Source organism: Paenibacillus sp. MBLB1832, from assembly GCF_032271945.1.
GTDB lineage: Bacteria > Bacillota > Bacilli > Paenibacillales > NBRC-103111 > Paenibacillus_E > Paenibacillus_E roseopurpureus.
Genome location: NZ_CP130319.1, coordinates 2577924 through 2598268 on the forward strand (window position 1 = coordinate 2577924; position 20345 = coordinate 2598268).

Genomic DNA, 20345 nt, shown 5'->3' on the forward strand with positions numbered 1-20345 from the left:
TCATGGCCAGAGCCAGTATGCAAGGGTTAACAGGACGACAAAAGGCTGCTATTCTTTTGATCAGCTTAGGCCCCGAGGTTTCTGCACAAATCTTCAAGCATTTGCGGGAAGAGGAGATTGAGCAGTTAACGCTAGAAATTGCGAATGTACGAAAAGTTGATTCTTTAGAGAAGGATGCCATCTTGGCAGAGTTCCATCAAATTTGTTTAGCTCAAGAGTTTATCTCGCAAGGCGGTATTGCTTACGCGAAAGATATTTTGGAGAAAGCACTCGGCTCTCAGAAGGCACTGGATATTATTAATCGCTTGACGGCCACACTTCAAGTTCGACCATTCGATTTTGCTAGGAAAGCAGATCCTGCACAAATTCTCAACTTTATTCAAAATGAAAATTCTCAAACGATCGCGCTTGTTCTTTCCTATTTGCAAGCTGAACAAGCATCCATCATTCTGTCGTCGCTTCCTCAAGAGAAGCAGGCCGATGTGGCTAAACGGATTGCATTGATGGATAGTACCTCGCCAGAGGTTATCTCTCAAGTTGAGCGTGTATTAGAACAGAAATTGTCTTCAACAGTTACGCAGGATTACACAAATGCTGGTGGTATTGCTTCCATCGTACAGATTTTGAATGGTGTAGACCGTGGAACGGAACGTACCATTCTAGATTCCTTGGAAATTCAAGATCCCGAGCTTGCTGAAGAAATCAAGAAACGGATGTTCGTCTTTGAGGATATTGTCAATATTGACAATCGTTCAATTCAACGAATCATTCGTGATATCGAAAATGCTGATTTGCAGCTTGCGCTTAAAGTTGCCAGTGAAGAAGTACGTGATGTCTTATTCAAGAACATGTCCAAACGTATGGCAGAAACGTTCAAAGAAGAAATGGAATTCATGGGGCCTGTGCGTTTGCGTGACGTAGAAGAAGCACAAACCCGCATCGTTGCGACCATTCGTCGCTTAGAGGAATCAGGTGAAATCATTATCGCGCGCGGTGGAGGAGATGATATTATTGTCTAATGTCATTAAATCATTCGCTTATTATCCTCTTGAAGATAAAAAACTTGTTGAAAATCTATTGCCACAGTCAGAAACGGCCGACGATGACAGTAATGGGCTAACGGAAGAAATGCAGCAAGAAATTCATGATGCTCACTTATTAAAGAATCAAATTATCCAGGATGCGGAAGCTTTTGCAAGTGATCAAATTGATCAAGCGATGAGAGAATGTGCGCAGCTACGTGAACAGACGCAAGCCGAAATCAAGCAATGGTGGGATGGCAAGCGTGTGGAGGATGCTGAACATGTTCAACTTTCTCGACAAAATGGATATGAAGAAGGTTATCAGCAAGGTGTAGCACATGCCGAAGAAGAGATCCGCAATGAATATGGTAACATGTTGACGGAAGCCAGACAGATTCTGGAGCAATCTTACAAGCTGAAGCAACAAATCATTCAAGAATCCGAACCATTTCTCATTGAGCTGAGCACTTCCATTGCTGAGAAAATTATTGGCCGACAACTTTCTCTGGAACCAACTTGGGTCACTGAGCTTATCCAGAAAGTGCTTGCACGTCGACGAGAGAAAGGCATTATCACCTTATGTGTATCGCCTTCACAATTCGCTTATGTACAAGACGCTAGGGAAGAGCTAGTTACTTCAATTGATTCCCAAGCAGAGCTAGAGATTATTCCCGATTCTTCGGTGCAAGATCAAGGCTGTGTAATTCGCTCCTCTTACGGAAGTATTGACGCAAGAATTGATACGCAGTTGAAGGAAATTAAGTCTGCGTTACAACAAGTTGCCATACAAAGTGAGGAATCAGACTAATGCGTTCATCGCTGCCGAAAGTGGATAAATACCTTGAACAATTGCATACCATTGATCCCATCCGTGTGAATGGTAAGGTGACGCAAGTCATTGGCTTAACCGTTGAATCAGAGGGACCCGATGTAAGTATCGGCGATCTTTGTTACATTTATCCGCACAAATCGAACAAGCCTTTGAAAGCAGAGGTCGTTGGTTTTAGGAGTAACAAAGTCGTGCTGATGCCACTTGGCGATCTCGATGCGATTGGGCCTGGTTGTGACGTTGTAGGAACGGGGAAGCCGCTTACTGTACAAGTTGGTCATGAACTGTTAGGCAAGGTGCTGGACGGGTTAGGTCAGCCATTGGATGGTTCATTTTTACCTTCTAGGATGGCACAATACTCGACCAATAATGCGCCCAGTAATCCATTAACACGTCCTCGAGTGCTTCACCCCATCTCAGTCGGTGTCCGTTGTATAGACGGCTTACTGACAATTGGGAAAGGACAGCGTGTAGGTATTTTCGCAGGTTCTGGTGTCGGTAAGAGTACATTAATGGGCATGATTGCCCGAAATACGTCAGCCGATGTCAACGTTATTGCCCTGATCGGAGAGCGAGGCAGAGAGGTATTGGATTTTATCGAACGCGATTTAGGTCCTGAAGGTTTAGCACGATCTGTTGTGATCGTAGCGACTTCGGATCAACCGGCTTTGATTCGGATCAAAGGTGCGATGATCGCCACCAGTATCGCGGAGTATTTCCGTGATCGCGGCTTAAACGTCATGATGATGATGGATTCCGTTACACGTTTTGCCATGGCACAACGGGAAGTTGGTCTAGCTGTTGGTGAACCGCCGGCAACTCGAGGGTATACACCTTCCGTATTTGCCATGCTGCCAAGATTGCTGGAACGGTCAGGAACAGGACCTAAAGGCTCAATTACTGCTTTTTATACCGTTCTCGTTGATGGTGATGATATGAATGAACCAATCGCGGATGCAGTCAGAGGGATTCTGGATGGTCACATCGTCCTAAATCGAAGTATTGCGAACAAGGGGCATTATCCCGCGATTGATGTATTAGCCAGTGTAAGTCGTGTAATGAAAGAAATTGTTCCGGTTGAACATAGCGAAGCAGCTAACCAATTAAAGCGACTTCTCTCTATATATAAAGATTCGGAAGACCTAATCAATATTGGGGCGTACCAAAAGGGATCTAACCCAAATATTGATATCGCGATGGAAAATATCGACGCAATTTGGAATTTTACGAAACAGAAGACAAGTGAAAAGCTGACATATGAAGAGGCTCAAGCACAATTAATCCAAGAATTTTATAAGGGATGAGGGTCCTAGATGAGTTTTCGTTACTCTTTCCAGCAAATTGTCGATTTGAAAAATAATGAACGCGCACAAGCAGAATGGATTTTATCTGAAGCAATGGGACAGTTGAGGAATGAAGAAACGAACTTACATGGCCTGTTTGAGCAAAAAGAAAGCTTGCACAACGACATGGTACAAGCCTCCATGCATTCCGTTTCGATTTCCAATATGCTTATGATGCAAAATTACATGAATCATGTGGATAAACAGATTGCCAAAAAGCATCAAGATGTTCGCCATGCACAGGTTGTCGTTTCTCAAAAACAGAATCATCTTTCAGAAAAAATGATTGATGAAAAAGTGTGGACAAAAGCGAGAGAGAAAGCGCACAACCAGTTCCAATTGATGATCGCCAAGAAAGAACAAGACGCACTTGATGAGATGGCGACGAATCGGTATAAAAGGGTTTCGTACTAAGTTAACAAAGGAGGGAATCGGAGATGGCCAATGCAAGTGTAGAGAGTAATTCCTATAGCGCACTGGAACGTTTTCTGATCTGGTTTGTCATTCCCTTTGTGTTCACAGCAGTTCTTCTCTTCGTGTTGCTTTCGATCTTTGATTATGACATCAAAAGCAGTGTTCAAAAGGCTTTGCATAATACACCTATTGTTGGGCTTGTGGTTCCAGCACCGAAGGAGAAAGTAACGGAAACAGCTGTTGGAAAGGCACCAACGACAGAGCAGGGCTTGAAGTTGAAGGAAGAAGAGGTTGCGAAGCTCAACGCTAAAGTCAATGAACTTGCTTCTGCCTTACAGAAATCTGATGCAACAACTGAGCAAAAGGATCGTGCATTGAAGGATGCTGTAGCCAAAGTAACAGAGCTGGAAGAGAAGTTGAAGGATAAGACACAATCGGAAGAAGAGTATAACAATCAAATTACCCAACTCGCAAATATGTATGCCAAAATGAGTCCCAGCAAAGCAGCGCCGATTATTGAAGCTTTGACACCTAGCGAAATGGTTCTCGTTTTCTCGAGGATGAAATCCGATAGCCGCGGGGCTATTTTAGAGAAGATGGACGCAGGGAAAGCTGCAATTGCTTCTATCGGCCTCAAAGATGTTGTGCCTGTGCGCGACAAAGAAATTGCCGCATTGCAAGAGCGTTTAACGACTAATGGTACCAAAGATACGAAAGCGGCTTCAAGTACGGTAAGCTCATCCGATCTTGGACAAACATTTGCTAATATGACACCGAAAAGTGCTGCCAATGTATTATTAGAAATGAATAAATCTAATCCCAATAAGGTGTTAAGCATTCTCAGCTCGATGGACAATGCTTCTCGTTCCAAACTCATGTCTGCATTATCCGATGCAAATAAGGAGATAGCTGCGTTAATTACTGCGAAACTGGCACCATAATTAACTACATGAAGGGAGGTGAAAAAATGGACGCTATGATGGCTTCAGTACCAGCCGTACAAACAGGAACAACGAACAGTGCAGCTACTGGCAAAGGTTCTGCAAAAGGATCACCAACGACGGATTCTTTCTCGGTACTTCTTGCTGGTCAAACGAATCAAGATGGTGCTTCGAAGGGTGAAGGTCAACCTACTGATGCAGAATTATCACTAAGCATGATGCTGCAAATGCTTCAGACATTAATTAATCCGCTTCAACCAATCGTTGAGCTAGGCGATGCAAGTCAATCGGATGAAACGAAGCTTCCAGAACTTCTTTTAGAAGCAATGAACGCAAATCCTGCGCTTGCCGATACGATTATGCAAGATCCAAAGCTGAAGAAGTGGTTTGAAAATGCAGATGAGCTGCTAGCCGCGTTAGGGAATTCAGTTGCAACGACAGGAACTTCAAATGCAGTGAACATGCCTTTTCTCGTTCAGCAACAATCGACGACAGACTCACTGAAAGTTCAGAACACTTTGTTATCGTTAATTACATTATCGAAACAACAACCAGATAATTTGATTCTGAAGTTTCTCCAAGAGGATTTGGCTAAAGCGGTTGAACCAATTTTGCCTGAGTTGTTGGCAGGATTGAAAGATCCGCAGTCTACAGCAGTTGTTACTGATCAAGCTAATCTCAAAGGGTCAAATGAAACGGTCACTGCTTCTAAGAAACAAGTGAGTGCGATTGACAGACTATCTCACCACAAGTACATAAACCAACGTGAGGTTGATCCAAGCGTACAAAGCGATGTGCTCGGGAATGGACAAGTAGCTTTGCCTAAACAAGAGCGTTTTGCACTGAAAAATGTTCCAACGATCATGCAAGAACAATCCGCTCCATCCAGCACAGAATCAACGGTACCGCTTGTTGATCTCCCGATTGAAACGGATGTAATAGCCAATCCGATCCTTACCATAGGTGACCTGCAGAAGTTGCAGCAAGCTGCAATAGCTGCTGACAAAACAGCACCAACTGTCATTACAGCAGCAAACTTCACGGAAGAGATGACAACCCATGTATTGAAAAACATGAAGATTACATTGTCTGAAGGTTTCTCAGAAGCAAAATTGTCGTTATTTCCAAAAAATTTAGGCCATATCGATGTTAAAATCACGATGCAAGATGGACAGCTTTTTGCCCAGTTCGCAGCTGATTCCTTAGCAGGCAAGCAATTACTTGAAAGTCAGCTTCCGCAACTAAGACAAGCATTGCTTACACAGGGTCTACAAGTAGAGAAGCTTGAAGTAACACAAAGTGAGCAAATGCCTTCAGGTATGTTTCAAGAGCAGCGCCAGCCTCAATCCTTCAATCAGTCAAATCGTCAGTCTACTAAGAATCGATCAAATGCGATTGATGTGGATGCGATTGGATTTAATGAAGATGTTGAGCAATTGACTCAGATAAGCAATCAAACAAACGGAAATGGAAGCTCTTTGGACGTAACAGCTTAATTCAGGTTTCCGTTGTTAAGTTGGAGGTGAAATGAATGGCGACAAGCCCTATTCTAGGAAACGTATCGGACTTGATTAACACGGGGACTTCCTCGAAAACCAAGGAGAAAGATAATAACACCTTGGGTAAAGATGATTTCCTGAAAATTTTAATTACACAGCTTCAAAATCAAGACCCTACTCAGCCTCTTCAGGATAAAGAGTTCATCGCACAAATGGCTCAATTTACTTCCGTCGAGCAGTTGACAAACATGTCGAATGAGATGAAGTTGATGAGGCAATCGCTTGGATTCGTATCTGGTTTGATCGGCAAGTCGATTACATGGACTGGAACCGATTCATCTGGTGTTTCCAGTGATCATACAGGTGTCGTAGATTCCATTACATTTAAAGACGGTAATCAGTATGCGAATGTCAACGGCGTAGAGATTGCGCTTGATAAACTAAAGAAAATTGAAAATGTTGGAGAAACAAAATGACACAACGAGTAACCATAGGTGAATTATTTCCTAGTACGGTTTCTCCTGCTGCACCTAGACGAACACCAGAGCAACAACAAGTTTCGTCACCCGGAAGTTCAACCTTTCAGAAGATTTTTCAAGATCAATTTATTAGGTTCAGTCACCATGCAGAGGTTAGGATTAAAGAACGCGGTATTCAGTTGAAGCCGGAACAGCTTGAGAAACTTAATAAAGCGATTGATAAAGCAGCCTCCAAAGGGGCGAAAGATGCACTTATGATTGTCGCTGGCAATGGGTATATCGTGAATGTCCCAAACCGCACAGTAGTCACCGCCTTAGATGGGCAATCCATGAATGAACATGTTTTTACACAAATCGATAGTGCGATGTTCATCTCATAAGTAACAGGCTCGACCGATCAGGAAGCCTGGAGTTGTGGAACGAAGGAAGCAACTCAATCAGTAATACTACATCCGATTCAGGAGGCCTACACATGTTAAGATCTTTGTACTCAGGCGTTTCAGGTATGCGCGGTTTTCAAACCAAATTAGATGTTATTGGTAATAATATCGCGAACGTTAATACGATCGGTTTTAAAGGCGGACGTGTTATGTTCAAAGACATTTTAAGTCAAACGGTCGCTGGTGTCAGTGCAGCAGATGAAAATCGCGGCGGTGTGAATGCTCAGCAAGTTGGTCTAGGGGTTAGTATCGCGGCAATCGATACCGTACATACAGCAGGTAGCGCAATGACGACGAATGTCGTTACGGATTTGCGTGTGAACGGCGATGGATTTTTCGCGGTTGGTACCACAGAGCAAGTGGATGCTCCTTATTTGACTAGAGCAGGTAATTTCACGGTAGATGCGAATCGTAACCTCGTGAATTCCGAAGGCTTACATGTCATGGGCGCAGAGGGTGCAGGACCAATCGTCATTCCAGATGACATCGTTTCCTTCTCCATAGCGCAAAATGGTGACATTATCGGTGTTAATGCCGAAGGCGCGACGGTCAATACGGGACAGAAAATTGGTGTTGTCAAAGTTATCAATCCAGCTGGACTTGAGAAAATTGGCGGTAATTTATATCAAATGACTGCCAATGCCAATCCAGAAGGTGCTATTGAAGTTGGCTCCGCTGGGAATCCAGAAACAGGTACAGGAACGCTTATCTCAGGTCAATTGGAAATGTCTAACGTAGATTTGACGGGTGAATTTACCGAGATGATTATTGCACAACGTGGTTTCCAAGCGAACTCGCGTATTATCACAACATCAGATGAAATTCTGCAGGAAGTCGTTAATCTTAAGCACTAATCAGAGATGAATAGAGGGGGAGTTTTCCTCCTCTTACTCTGGACCAGGAGGAGCAAGATGATTTCTCTCACTCGTTTAAATGGTAAGCCACTTATCTTGAATGCAATTCTGATTGAGCTTATTGAAGAAACGCCGGATACGATGATTACATTGACGACAGGCAAGAAAATCACAGTTCTCGAAAAGGCAGAGGTTGTGGTAAGCTTAGTTCGGACCTACATGCAGGATATTGGATCCGTTCGAGCGACAATACAGTCCAGGGATACGGAGGGTTCGTAAGTGTTTAAGAACAAAATATTTATTCTTATTGTTTCCATTCTGATAGCTGTCACGCTTATCTTAACAGCGGCTTTTGTACTTTGGAACTTTATGGAGAAGAATTCTCAATCTAAAGATCCTGCTGTACAAGCCCAAAATGCTGCAGCCAGTGTGAAACCAACGAAAGCTCCGTCAGCAGAAATAGTAAAAGCGAATACATCCATTATCAAAGATATTTTGACAAATTTATCGGGCAGCCAAAATTTCATCAAAATCAGCTTTGCTTTTGAAATGGAAAACACGAAAGCGAAAGGCGAATTCGACAGCCTGCTTGATTCCGCTGTAAAAGGAACGATCGTTCAAGTTTTAGGCGATATGACGAAGGAACAAATTGAAGGAAGCAAAGGGTCCGATAGTTTAACTTCGACTATTATGAACAAACTAAACCCATTGCTGCATGAAGGTAAAATCAAACAAATTTGGATAACTGATAAAGTCCTACAGTAACTCAATGAATGATTTTGCTTAAAGGAGGTGACTCGAATGGTTGATGTTTTATCGCAAAATGAGATCGATGCCTTATTAGCTGCTTTATCCTCTGGCGAAATGGATGCAGATGAGCTGAAGAAGGAGGAAACACAGAAGAAGGTAAGGGCTTATGATTTTAAGAGAGCCGTGCGCTTCTCGAAGGATCATATTCGGAGCTTAACTCGGATTCATGAAAATTTTGCGCGATTTTTAACGACGTATTTCTCAGCACAGCTGCGCACATTCGTACAAATTAATGTTGTCCAGGTTGAACAGCTACCCTATGATGAATTTATTCGTTCGATCCCGAAAATGACCATTTTGAACATCTTTGAAGCAGAGCCTTTAGAGGGTCGAATGGTACTTGAGGTTCATCCCAATGTTGCTTTCGCTATGTTGGATCGATTACTTGGTGGGGCAGGTACAACTCCAACCAAAATTAATGCGTTAACCGAGATTGAAACCATCGTTATGGAAAGAATCTTCAGCAGAGCTTTTGACAGCTTGCAAGAAGCTTGGAAAACCGTCATCGATATACAGCCTCGATTAGAGGCACTCGAAACGAATCCGCAATTTATGCAGATTGTTTCGCCGAATGAAACGATTGCCTTGATTTCGTTAAGCACGAAAATCGGGGATACCACGGGAATGATTAATTTATGTATTCCCCACGTGGTCATTGAACCAATCATGCCTCGTCTTTCCGTGCATCACTGGTTTGTTTCACAGAAGAAGACGAGAGCTCCTGAGGAAGTGGAAGCACTTCAATCGCGCTTGGAAAAAACCAAGTTGCCTCTAATTGCAGAACTGGGATCGTCTGAGATATCAATCCGAGATTTCCTTGGTTTGACAACAGGTGATGTAATCCCGCTGCATAAATCCGTCGAAGATTCGCTTTTAGTCAGAGTAGGCGAGAAGCTGAAATATCTCGGAAGCCCGGGTACTGTAAAAGGGAAGATGGCTGTACAGATTACAGAAATCGTGAATGAAGGAGAAGAAGACTATGATGAATAACAGAGATTATTTATCGCAGGAAGAGATTGATGCTTTATTACGACAGTCGTCCGAAGAAAGCTCGACATCTTCTTTTCATGGGCCTCCACAAGTGGAAGATTTTTTATCACCGCTTGAGCAGGATGCACTTGGTGAGATTGGTAACATCACCTTTGGCAGCGCGGCGACAGCTTTGTCTACATTACTTGGCAAAAAAGTCGACATTACGACGCCCAAGGTTTCTGTCATCGGCAAAGAAGAGTTGGAAGAACAATTTCCAAAACCTCACGTTGCTGTACATGTCAATTATGTAGATGGCTTTGATGGCATCAATTTGTTAGTCATCAAAACGCGCGATGCTCAAGTCATTGCGGATCTCATGATGGGTGGAGATGGCACTGGCGGGGATGAAAATCTAAGTGAAATTCATATCAGTGCGGTGCAGGAAGCGATGAATCAAATGATGGGATCATCCGCGACATCGATGTCTACCATCTTTAATCGATTTGTCAATATCTCTCCACCAGGAATCGACATATTAAATTTGTCGAAAGGAGAAGGAAAACTGCCAGATGAGGACGTATTTATTAAGATATCGTTCCGACTTGCGATTGGCGACCTTATTGATTCCAATATCATGCAGTTATTACCTGTTCCTTTCGCCAAAGAAATGGTTTCAATCCTTATGGGTGGTGGTGAGACAGAGGCAGCGATGGAAGTTGCTCCTGCTGCGCAAGCGCCTGCTCCAGTAGCAGCACCGGTGCAAGAAGCGCCTAAAGCGCAACCAGCACCTGTGTATGAGCAACCTTTGTACCAACAGCCAGTGTATGAACAGCCGATGTATCAGCAGCCTCCTCCTATGGGGCAGCCGATGTATCCGCCACAACAACCGATGTATGCGCAGCCTCCAGCTGCTTTTGGTGGAATGCCTAATCGTAATGTGAATGTTCAACCTGTACAGTTTGGTAATTTACAGTCTGGTTCATTTACACAAGCAGATGATACGAATTTGAACCTATTGTTAGACATTCCTCTTAAGGTAACCGTCGAGCTAGGTAGGACAAATAAGGTGATTAAGGACATCTTAGAATTGTCTCAGGGTTCGATCATTGAATTGGACAAGCTTGCTGGTGAGCCCGTAGATATTTTGGTTAACAATAAGCTTATTGCCAAGGGTGAAGTTGTAGTCATCGATGAGAATTTTGGGGTTCGTGTTACGGACATTGTGAATCAATGGGAACGAATCCAAAAATTACAATAATTTAATTCTAGGGGGATTTTTTCAATGGCTAACCGTATTCTTATTGTGGATGATGCAGCTTTTATGAGAATGATGATTCGTGATATTTTATCTAAAAATGGGTATGAAGTTTGTGGCGAAGCGAATGATGGCGCACAAGCTATCGAAAAATATAAAGAATTGAAACCTGATCTCATCACAATGGATATCACAATGCCAGAGATGGACGGAATTCAAGCTTTGAAAGAAATTAAGAAAATCGAGCCAAATGCAAAAGTGATTATGTGTTCCGCGATGGGGCAACAAGCGATGGTTATCGACGCTATCCAAGCTGGAGCAAAGGATTTCATTGTGAAGCCTTTCCAAGCTGACCGTGTTATTGAAGCAATTAAAAAGACTCTAGGTTAAACCGTCCACATTCGGTTGAGTCTTACATAAACCGAAAGGGTTGTTCTTATGAAAAGACGTCAATCGAAACTGGTTATAGGTGCACTAAGTTTATATTCGCTTTTAGCAACTACACAATTCGTCCATGCGGATACGGATTCGAGTACAGACTCTACCATCGTGGACTATCCAGGATCAACGAGTTCAATGGATTCCTTCTTCATGGTGGCAAAAGTTATTTCTGTGCTTGTTCTCATTATTGGACTCTTCCTAGTACTTATGAGATATCTCGCGAAGAAAAATAAAGGTTCACTGTTCGGGAACTCGATCCGATCGATAGGTGGAGTTCCCCTGGGCCCCAATAAATCGATTCAAATTGTTGAAATTGGGCACTCGCTCTTCGTAGTTGGCGTTGGTGAAAATATTCAATTGCTGGATAAAATCATTGACGCCGATGAAGTTGCGTATATCACTGAGCTTTTACAATCCTCACAAGATGAACGAATGGGGATAGCCTCTCTGAGTAAATGGATCAGTAAGCTTCCATCTAGGAAAACTGTCGTTGAGGAAGAGGTAGAACTGACTTCATCATTTCAACAGGTGTTCCATGATAAATTGAAGAGAGTTACAGATCGAAACAAGAATGTGGAAGAATGGCTGTCTGATCAAAAACAGAAAGATCGGTTGAATGAAGAATGAAACGAAATAAATTAGCTGCGATTTTGCTGTTAGCAGGGATTTCCATATTTCTACTCTCATTAACTGCCTCTGCTGCTGAACCTGATTTGACGAATCCAATTCCTGGATTAAACGTCAATATCGGTACAAGTACGGCAACAGGTGGATCTACGAATACGGTAACGCTGCTTTTGTTGCTAACCGTACTCAGTTTAGCTCCTTCATTCTTAATATTAATGACGAGCTTTACTCGAATTGTCATTGTGCTGGGTTTTGTTCGTACATCCTTAGGAACTCAACAAATGCCACCCAATCAGGTTTTAATCGGACTCGCTCTGTTTTTAACCTTTTTTATTATGTCTCCAACTTTAGGGGAAGTTAATACCAAGGCACTTCAACCTTATCTGAAGGGTGAGATCAATCAAACGCAAGCCTATAAGGCGGCTTCACTCCCGATGAAACAATTTATGTTCAAGCATACGCGTCAGAAGGATTTGAAGCTGTTTTTGGATTATACCAAAGCGAAAGCACCTACAGGTGTGGAAGACATCCCAATTACATCGTTAGTACCTGCTTATGCGATTAGTGAATTAAAGTCAGCATTCCAGATGGGATTCATGATTTTCATTCCCTTTCTAGTTATCGATATGGTCGTTTCAAGTACGTTGATGGCCATGGGGATGATGATGCTCCCGCCCGTGATGATTTCACTCCCATTCAAAATCCTACTTTTCATTCTTGTAGATGGTTGGTATCTTGTGGTGAGATCATTGCTGCTAAGCTACGGATAACGACCAAGATATCGGAGGGGACCTAGATGGGTTCGGAATTTGTAATTCGAATTGCAGGCGAAGCCGTTTACACCGTTCTGAAAGCCAGCGCACCAATGCTGCTTATCGGATTAATCGTAGGACTTGCCATTAGTATATTTCAGGCTACAACTCAGATTCAGGAGCAAACCCTTGCGTTTGTTCCTAAAATCATTGCAGTGCTTCTGTCCATTCTCATTTTCGGTTCATGGATCATGAACACTTTGGTTGATTTTACGTATAATCTTCTCAACAACCTTTACAAATTCGTTGGATAGGTTGTGAGTAATATGACATCGATTTTTCCGTTAATTCCTATCTTTCTGCTTATTTTTTGTCGAATCACATCATTTTTTGTCGTGGTTCCGATCCTTTCCTCAAGGAATGTTCCGATGATGTTTAAGGTGGGCCTATCGGTATTTATCTCCTTAATCATCTTCGCAACCATTGGGACGAATAAGACTATTCCTGTGGATGGCGTTTACTTACTTTTGATTATTCGTGAAATGCTGATCGGTATTTTACTTGGTTTTCTAGCTTATATCTTCTTTACGGTTGTACAAATGGCTGGATCGTTTATGGACATGCAAATCGGGTTCAGTATGGCCAGCGTGATTGATCCCTTAACTGGGGTGTCTACACCAATGCTCGGTAATTTGAAATATATGATTGCTGTTCTGCTGTTTCTTTCATTTGACGGACATCATTATCTGATCAAAGCCATTATTGACAGTTACAAATGGGTTCCGATTGATAATCAATTATTCAGCCGTATGTATAACGGTCAGGTCTCAGACTTTTTGTTTAAATCGCTTTCCAAAATGTTTTATCTCTCATTTCAATTGGCTGCGCCTGTCGTAGCAGCTCTTTTCTTAACAGACTTAGGACTAGGGCTATTAACGAGGGTGGCCCCGCAATTTAATATTTTTGTTATCGGTGCACCATTGAAAATGATTCTAGGATTTTTCCTTCTCGTTATTCTATTCCCAGAATTGATTTCACAATTTCAACAATTATTTGGCATCATTTTTGACTACATGGAGAAAATGCTTCAATTAATTGGGGGAGCGCAGCAGCTATCACCATAAGTAGGAGGATCACCGTGACCCAACAATTACGTTTTCAGCTTGACCTACAATGGTTTGCTGGGGAAAAAACGGAACCTGCTACAGCGAAAAAAAGACAAGATGCCAGGAAAAAGGGTCAAGTTGCAAAGAGTATGGACTTGCCCGCGGCATTCATTTTACTCTTTAGCTTCGTAGCCTTTCTTATGTTTGGTTCGTACATGAAAGGGAAAATCATCCATATTTTCCGCAACGTCTATGAGAATCAGCTTACCATGGACATCACGAAGGGGAATGTACAAGTTCTGTTCATGGATCTCGTACAACAAGGTATTATGATTATGGCGCCGATTTTCCTTCTTGTTGTCTTGATTGCTTTTATTGGGAATTACGCACAAATTGGCTTCATGTTCATAGGTGATCCTTTGAAAATGAAGTTCGATAAGATTAATCCGATTTCAGGTTTTAAACGAATTTTCTCGATGCGAACCGTGATGGACTTCCTGAAATCAACGATGAAAATGCTAATTATCGGTTATGTGGTTTATACAACGTTAATTGGTGAGAAGGCTCAATTATTAGGTCTTGGACATACGCCAATTGAAAATACGTTCTCCTTTATTGCCTCAGTGACATTAAAGCTTGGGATTAAAATAGGGGCAATCCTAATCGTATTAGCGGTGGCCGATTACATTTACCAAAAGTATGAATACGAGAAGAGTCTCAAAATGTCTAAACAAGACATTAAAGATGAGTATAAGAAGAGTGAAGGGGATCCTTTGATCAAAGGGAAAATTCGAGCGAAACAGCGTCAAATGGCGATGCAGCGCATGATGCAAGAAGTCCCCAAAGCGGATGTGATTATTACGAACCCAACCCATTTCGCAGTAGCTCTTCAGTATGATTCGAAAAACATGCAAGCGCCTACGGTTATTGCCAAAGGGGCAGATTACGTCGCATTGAAGATTAAAGAAGTTGCGAAAGAACATGGCGTCATCACGATGGAAAACAAGCCGCTTGCGCGTGCGATCTTTGCTCAGGTTGAAATCGGTGATTCGATTCCCGCGGATCTATTCCAAGCTGTAGCTGAGGTTCTGGCGTACGTATACAAAATAAAAGGTAAAACGAATTGAGCTTAAGGGAGGTGCAATCTGATGAAAATCAAAGATTTATTAGTTCTGATTGGTATTATTGGCATCGTATTGATGATGATTGTACCGATCCCGATCCCTTTGCTGGACTTTTTGTTAATTATTAATATTTCGATTGCATTGATGATCATCTTGGTTGCTATGAACACGCAGGAAGCACTGCAATTCTCGATTTTTCCTTCCTTGCTATTGATAACGACTCTTTTCCGCTTAGCATTAAACGTATCGACGACACGGAATATCTTATCTCATGCTGAGGCAGGAGACGTGGTCAAAACTTTTGGTTCTTTCGTTGCACAAGGTAATATCGTCGTGGGATTTGTCGTGTTTCTTATCCTTGTCTTGGTGCAGTTCATCGTCATTACCAAAGGTTCTGAGCGCGTGGCCGAAGTTGCCGCAAGATTTACACTCGATGCGATGCCTGGTAAGCAAATGAGTATCGATGCTGATCTCAACGCCGGCTTAATTAATGAGGTTCAAGCCCGAGAACGAAGACAAAAAATCGAGCGAGAAGCTGATTTCTACGGAGCTATGGACGGTGCCAGTAAATTCGTTAAAGGTGACGCAATTGCAGGAATCATAATCCTCGTGATTAACCTCATTGGTGGTTTTATCATTGGGATGACGATGAAGGGCATGGACTTTCAAGGAGCGCTTCAGACGTTCTCCATCTTAACGATCGGTGACGGATTGGTTAGTCAAATACCAGCGCTATTGATTTCTACAGCAGCAGGAATTATCGTTACGCGTGCCTCCTCTGAAGGGAATTTGGGTCACGATGTAACGAAGCAGCTTACAGCTCAACCTAAGCTTCTTTACATTGTTGCTGGAACACTTGTCGTTCTAGGGTTATTCACACCGATTCATTGGTTTACAACGTTTCCAATCGCAGGTCTTTTGGTGTATGCAGCGTTCAAGATGCAGAAGAATTTGGAACGCGAAGCGATCAAAGAAGAACAATTGGTTGAGGAGAAACAAATCGAAGAAGTTCGTAGTCCTGAAAGTGTGATTTCTTTACTTCAAGTGGATCCAATCGAATTTGAATTTGGTTATGGTCTCATACCACTTGCTGATACGCAGCAAGGCGGCGATTTGTTAGACCGCATCATTTTAATCCGAAGACAATGTGCGTTAGAACTTGGGGTTGTAGTACCCGTTATACGCATTCGAGATAATATCCAATTAAGACCTAATGAGTATATCATCAAAATTAAAGGCAATACGGTAGCTCGCGGCGAACTCCTTCTCAATCACTATTTGGCCATGAGTCCAGGCTTTGATGATGATTCCATTTCTGGTATTGAGACGACAGAACCTGCGTTTGGCTTGCCAGCTATTTGGATAGATGAAATGAATAAAGAAAGAGCCGAGCTATCGGGCTATACCGTCGTAGATCCGCCTTCCGTTGTAGCGACACACTTGACAGAAATTATTAAGAAACATATTCACGAACTGCTGGGTCGTCAAGAAACGAAGGCGCTTATCGAAAATGTTCGCGAATCATATCCAGCGCTTGTTGACGATTTGATTCCATCTGTTTTATCGATTGGGGATATTCAGAAAGTACTGTCCAAATTGCTTCGTGAGAAAATTTCCGTTCGAGATTTGGTTACGATTCTTGAGACACTCGCTGACTATGGTTCCTATACCAAAGATCCAGAGATCTTGACAGAGTATGTTAGACAAGCATTGTCTAGACAAATTACTCAGCAGTTCACTTCCATAGGTGATTCATTGAAAGTTATCACAGTTGGACCATCGGTGGAGAAGAAAATTGCGGATTCTGTTCAGCAATCCGATCAAGGAAGTTATTTAGCCTTGGACCCATCTTCGTCTCAAATTATTTATCATCGTGTAACCGAGCAAGTTACTAAATTAATTCAATCAGGGCAACAGCCTGTCATTTTAACATCACCGACGATTCGTATGTATGTCCGACAGCTTCTTGAGAGAACGCTGCAAGATATTCCCGTATTGTCCTACAGTGAATTAGAGCCAAGCGTTGAAATCCAAAGCATGGGGGTAGTCAATTTATGAGAGTGAAAAGATATGTCGTTGATTCCATGCCTGACGCTTTGCAAAAAATTCGCACTGATCTAGGTAAGGATGCGGTCATTCTCAACACCAAAGAAATTCGTACCGGTGGATTTATGGGAATGTTCGGGAAAAAGAAAATCGAAGTCATTGCCGCTATCGATGGCACTGCGGGGAAAGCGCCTCAAGCGCCTCCTCGAATGGTTGCTGAGATACCCGTTCAGCCGAAACCGCAACAAGCGCCAGTGCTAACAAAGCCGCCAGTTCATCAATCGGATTTTCCTGAAGTGCCTGATGTGCTCGTACCCGCAGCGGTTCGAAGTGAGCCTGTTCCAGTACATGCGAGACCTGAGAAAGTTTCAACTCTTGTACAACAACAAGCTTACTCACCTTCATCGGTTCATGCTACTGCGAGACCAGCCGCCGTGAAAGATGAGCAAATGATGGATGAGCTCAAGCAGTTGAAGGATATGATGAAGAAACTCACTCAAGCCGCTGACGAGCACAAACTTCCAGAAGCACTGCAGAAGCTTGAACAGCGGTTATACGACCAAGAAGTGAATCCTACGTTGGTTCGTCAAATTATGGATGAGGTGATGGCTGATTTCGAGTTAGCGGATGAGCCAGTTACTGAAGAGTCTGCGCACCAACTCGTTCGTAATAAGTTAGGACAAATATTCCAAAGCGATCAAAGCAAGCACATTTCCGCACAAACACGTGTTGTTCATTTTGTTGGGCCGACAGGTGTTGGCAAAACAACCACGATCGCGAAGTTAGCCGCGGAGCAAGTGCTGAAATATCACCGTAAAGTGGGATTCATCACATCCGATACGTACCGGATAGCGGCGATTGAACAATTGAAAACGTATGCGACAATTTTGAATGTGCCCATTGAGGTCGTTTTTTCACCGCAAGATTTAACTAAAGCTTTTCAAAACTTATCCGAGTGCGACATCATATTCATGGATACGGCTGGCCGTAATTTCCGAAATGAAATGTATGTGTCTGAATTGAATTCCTTGCTGCGTACGCAGGGGAACAGTGAAACCATTCTCGTCCTTAGTCTTACGACGAAATATCGCGATTTAAGAGCAATTACCAACAATTTCAGTAAATTCAAGCTGGATAAAGTTCTCTTCACCAAAATGGATGAAACAGATTCCTATGGGGCGATTTTGAATGTTGTTCATGAATTTTCACTGCAACTTTCCTATGTAACCATGGGTCAAAGTGTTCCTGATGATATTGCTGAAATGAATGAATGGCAAATCATTGATTTATTACTGGAGGAGCCTCGAACATGAAGGATCAAGCAGAAGGGTTGCGGAATCTGGTACAAACGCAGACGGAAAAAGGCACTCGGTCAACCAGGATCATTACCGTAACCAGTGGAAAAGGTGGCGTAGGTAAATCCAATTTTACACTAAACTTCGCTTTATCATTACAGGCTCAAGGTTATAAGGTACTTGTTTTTGACGCCGACATCGGGCTAGCCAATATTGATGTACTGATGGGGGTTTCGTCAAAGTTCAGCCTCTATCATTTACTAAAAAAAGATAAAACGATTTGGGATATCATCCAAAAAGGTTCCAATGACATCGAATTTATTGCCGGCGGTTCTGGATTCAACGATTTGCTTCGCTTAACGGATGATGAGTTGAATTATTTTGCTGACCAGGTTATGCAATTGAATGGATATGTGGATTTCATTATTTTCGATACTGGTGCAGGCTTGTCCAAAGAAACACTGAAATTCATTCTTGCAGCCGAAGATACGATAGTCGTCACGACACCTGAACCAACGTCCATCACAGATGCTTATGCCATTATCAAAATGGTCAATACCATGGGGCACGACGTCTCATTTAAACTTGTCATCAATCGGGTGACAGATTCCAAAGAAGGTAAACAAACAGCTGATAAAATATCGCTGGTAGCGAAGCAATTCTTAAATCTACAGATTCCGACACTAGGTTTCGTAGATGATGATCCTGTCGTTTCCAAAGCAGTGAAAAGGCAAATTCCTTTCACAATTGCTTACCCATATTCATCTGCAACGAAGAGTATTCAAACCTTAGCAGACAATTATTTAAAAGGATATCGAGTCATCGAAACACCATCATCCGGTGTCAAGAGCTTTTTAAATAAAATGATGAATCTTTTGAAATAGGATTTTTGCAAATCATGTCGAATAAGCAGATAGAGGAGGGATACAGCATGGCAATATATAACATTCTTGTCGTAGATGACTCCGTCTTTATGCGAAAAATCGTTAGTGATTTGATTTCTGAAAATTCCCAATATAATGTCGTTGGTACAGCGAAAAATGGGCAAGAAGCCATAGAACAAGTTCGACTGCTTCGGCCAGACGCTGTTACGATGGATGTGGAAATGCCCGTGATGAATGGATTGGATGCGCTTCATCACATTATGAAAGAGCATCCGACCCCTGTCATTATGCTCAGCTCTTTAACCCAGGAGGGTGCAGCGGAGACGATTCAAGCGTTAGAGTGGGGAGCGATCGACTTTATTCGCAAACCATCAGGATCCATTTCGCTAGATTTGTATAAAGTAAAGCAGCTATTGCATGAGAAATTACACATGGCTGTCCGTACGAAAATGAGAGCGGTACAGCCTACATATGAACAACCGACTGCGCCTGCTAAGTCGAATGTTCAATTCTCACAGACAACTAGAAGTGCAACTGACACAATGAAGCAAATGGATTCGAAGATATTGGCTAGTCAACCTACTACGCATTTTGACCATGTTGTCGCAATCGGTACCTCCACGGGCGGTCCCAGAGCTCTGCATCAGGTCATATCGAACGTTCCAGCAGGTTTTCCAGCACCAATCTTAATTGTTCAACATATGCCGCCGAATTTCACCAAATCGCTTGCCCAACGTTTGAATGATATTTCTCAAATCAGGGTCGTTGAGGCAGAGGACGGTGTGGTACTGCAAACAGCAACTGCTTACGTGGCACCGGGAGGCTGGCATATGGTCGTTTACAAGGATGTAAATCGTACGTACAAAATTCGATTAACGAAAGATGACCCAGTTTCTGGCCACAGGCCTTCCGTCGATGTGATGTTTGATTCCTTAGTCAACATCCATGATTTGAAACGACATGCGGTCTTAATGACCGGTATGGGAAGTGATGGAGCCAAAGGCATGTTATCACTGAGGCAATCGGGTGCAATAACAACAATCGCCGAAGCAGAAGAAACGTGTGTTGTCTATGGGATGCCAAGAGCCGCTGTAGAAAACCATGCCGCGATGCATGTGCTACCTCAGCAGGAAATTGCTGTTCGTTTATCCAGATGTGTGACGAATGAATAAAACTGAAGCAATGTAGGGTACTGGACGATTCTATTGGAGG

The 20345-nt window shown here is 42.7% G+C and carries 23 protein-coding genes; all 23 read left to right on the plus strand.

The features are described from left to right. Nucleotides 1-2 precede the first annotated feature (2 nt). Nucleotides 3-1019, plus strand: coding sequence for a flagellar motor switch protein FliG (gene fliG / locus MJB10_RS11305; RefSeq protein WP_314804874.1), 1017 nt, complete (start codon nt 3-5; stop codon nt 1017-1019). Next, nucleotides 1012-1830: a FliH/SctL family protein gene (locus tag MJB10_RS11310; RefSeq protein ID WP_314804876.1), complete on the plus strand. Its 819-nt coding sequence runs from the start codon at nt 1012-1014 to the stop codon at nt 1828-1830. The genes fliG and MJB10_RS11310 overlap by 8 nt, the downstream gene beginning before the upstream one ends. After that, nucleotides 1830-3155: a flagellar protein export ATPase FliI gene (gene fliI / locus MJB10_RS11315; RefSeq protein ID WP_314804877.1), complete on the plus strand. Its 1326-nt coding sequence runs from the start codon at nt 1830-1832 to the stop codon at nt 3153-3155. Before MJB10_RS11310 ends, fliI begins: the two co-directional genes overlap by 1 nt. A gap of 9 nt (nt 3156-3164) precedes the next feature. After that, complete coding sequence (fliJ, locus tag MJB10_RS11320) at nt 3165-3608, plus strand: flagellar export protein FliJ (protein ID WP_314804879.1); 444 nt, start codon at nt 3165-3167, stop codon at nt 3606-3608. Between the two features lie 23 nt (nt 3609-3631). After that, entirely contained in the window at nt 3632-4549 is a 918-nt protein-coding gene (locus tag MJB10_RS11325; protein ID WP_314804880.1) for a MotE family protein, read from the plus strand. A 26-nt stretch (nt 4550-4575) separates the two neighbouring features. After that, complete coding sequence (locus MJB10_RS11330) at nt 4576-6045, plus strand: flagellar hook-length control protein FliK (RefSeq protein ID WP_314804882.1); 1470 nt, start codon at nt 4576-4578, stop codon at nt 6043-6045. Nucleotides 6046-6080: 35 nt separating this feature from the next. After that, nucleotides 6081-6524, plus strand: coding sequence for a flagellar hook assembly protein FlgD (gene flgD / locus MJB10_RS11335; RefSeq protein ID WP_314804883.1), 444 nt, complete (start codon nt 6081-6083; stop codon nt 6522-6524). After that, entirely contained in the window at nt 6521-6907 is a 387-nt protein-coding gene (locus tag MJB10_RS11340; protein ID WP_314804885.1) for a TIGR02530 family flagellar biosynthesis protein, read from the plus strand. The genes flgD and MJB10_RS11340 overlap by 4 nt, the downstream gene beginning before the upstream one ends. Before the next feature lie 92 nt (nt 6908-6999). Next, the gene (gene flgG, locus MJB10_RS11345) at nt 7000-7821 is read left to right on the plus strand and encodes a flagellar basal body rod protein FlgG (protein WP_314804887.1); all 822 of its coding nucleotides are present in this window, start codon (nt 7000-7002) and stop codon (nt 7819-7821) included. Nucleotides 7822-7878: 57 nt separating this feature from the next. Further along, nucleotides 7879-8100 (plus strand): flagellar FlbD family protein, encoded by a 222-nt coding sequence (locus tag MJB10_RS11350; RefSeq protein ID WP_314804889.1) that lies wholly within the window; start codon nt 7879-7881, stop codon nt 8098-8100. Continuing rightward, nucleotides 8101-8586 carry a flagellar basal body-associated FliL family protein gene (locus MJB10_RS11355; protein WP_314804891.1) on the plus strand — a complete coding sequence of 162 codons (486 nt, stop codon included), beginning with the start codon at nt 8101-8103 and terminating at the stop codon, nt 8584-8586. Nucleotides 8587-8622: 36 nt separating this feature from the next. Continuing rightward, nucleotides 8623-9621 (plus strand): flagellar motor switch protein FliM, encoded by a 999-nt coding sequence (gene fliM, locus MJB10_RS11360; protein ID WP_314804892.1) that lies wholly within the window; start codon nt 8623-8625, stop codon nt 9619-9621. After that, nucleotides 9614-10861 (plus strand): flagellar motor switch phosphatase FliY, encoded by a 1248-nt coding sequence (fliY, locus tag MJB10_RS11365; RefSeq protein WP_314805579.1) that lies wholly within the window; start codon nt 9614-9616, stop codon nt 10859-10861. The genes fliM and fliY overlap by 8 nt, the downstream gene beginning before the upstream one ends. Nucleotides 10862-10885: 24 nt before the next feature. Continuing rightward, on the plus strand, nt 10886-11248 hold the full coding sequence (locus tag MJB10_RS11370) for a response regulator (protein ID WP_028558282.1): 363 nt from the start codon (nt 10886-10888) through the stop codon (nt 11246-11248). A 48-nt stretch (nt 11249-11296) separates the two neighbouring features. Further along, a complete protein-coding gene (locus MJB10_RS11375) occupies nt 11297-11926 on the plus strand; it encodes a flagellar biosynthetic protein FliO (protein WP_314804894.1) in 630 nt (209 codons plus the stop codon). After that, nucleotides 11923-12696, plus strand: coding sequence for a flagellar type III secretion system pore protein FliP (gene fliP / locus MJB10_RS11380; protein WP_314804895.1), 774 nt, complete (start codon nt 11923-11925; stop codon nt 12694-12696). Before MJB10_RS11375 ends, fliP begins: the two co-directional genes overlap by 4 nt. A 26-nt stretch (nt 12697-12722) precedes the next feature. After that, complete coding sequence (gene fliQ, locus MJB10_RS11385; RefSeq protein WP_314804896.1) at nt 12723-12992, plus strand: flagellar biosynthesis protein FliQ; 270 nt, start codon at nt 12723-12725, stop codon at nt 12990-12992. Between the two features lie 12 nt (nt 12993-13004). Further along, nucleotides 13005-13802: a flagellar biosynthetic protein FliR gene (fliR, locus tag MJB10_RS11390; RefSeq protein ID WP_314804898.1), complete on the plus strand. Its 798-nt coding sequence runs from the start codon at nt 13005-13007 to the stop codon at nt 13800-13802. Nucleotides 13803-13816: 14 nt separating this feature from the next. Beyond that, nucleotides 13817-14911 carry a flagellar biosynthesis protein FlhB gene (gene flhB / locus MJB10_RS11395; RefSeq protein ID WP_314804900.1) on the plus strand — a complete coding sequence of 365 codons (1095 nt, stop codon included), beginning with the start codon at nt 13817-13819 and terminating at the stop codon, nt 14909-14911. 21 nt (nt 14912-14932) lie between these two features. Next, nucleotides 14933-16966, plus strand: a complete 2034-nt coding sequence (gene flhA, locus MJB10_RS11400; RefSeq protein WP_314804901.1) for a flagellar biosynthesis protein FlhA — start codon at nt 14933-14935, stop codon at nt 16964-16966. Further along, nucleotides 16963-18267, plus strand: coding sequence for a flagellar biosynthesis protein FlhF (gene flhF / locus MJB10_RS11405; RefSeq protein ID WP_314804903.1), 1305 nt, complete (start codon nt 16963-16965; stop codon nt 18265-18267). The genes flhA and flhF overlap by 4 nt, the downstream gene beginning before the upstream one ends. Next, nucleotides 18264-19133: a MinD/ParA family protein gene (locus MJB10_RS11410; protein WP_314804905.1), complete on the plus strand. Its 870-nt coding sequence runs from the start codon at nt 18264-18266 to the stop codon at nt 19131-19133. Before flhF ends, MJB10_RS11410 begins: the two co-directional genes overlap by 4 nt. A gap of 47 nt (nt 19134-19180) precedes the next feature. Then, complete coding sequence (locus MJB10_RS11415) at nt 19181-20305, plus strand: protein-glutamate methylesterase/protein-glutamine glutaminase (RefSeq protein WP_314804907.1); 1125 nt, start codon at nt 19181-19183, stop codon at nt 20303-20305. Nucleotides 20306-20345 lie beyond the last annotated feature (40 nt).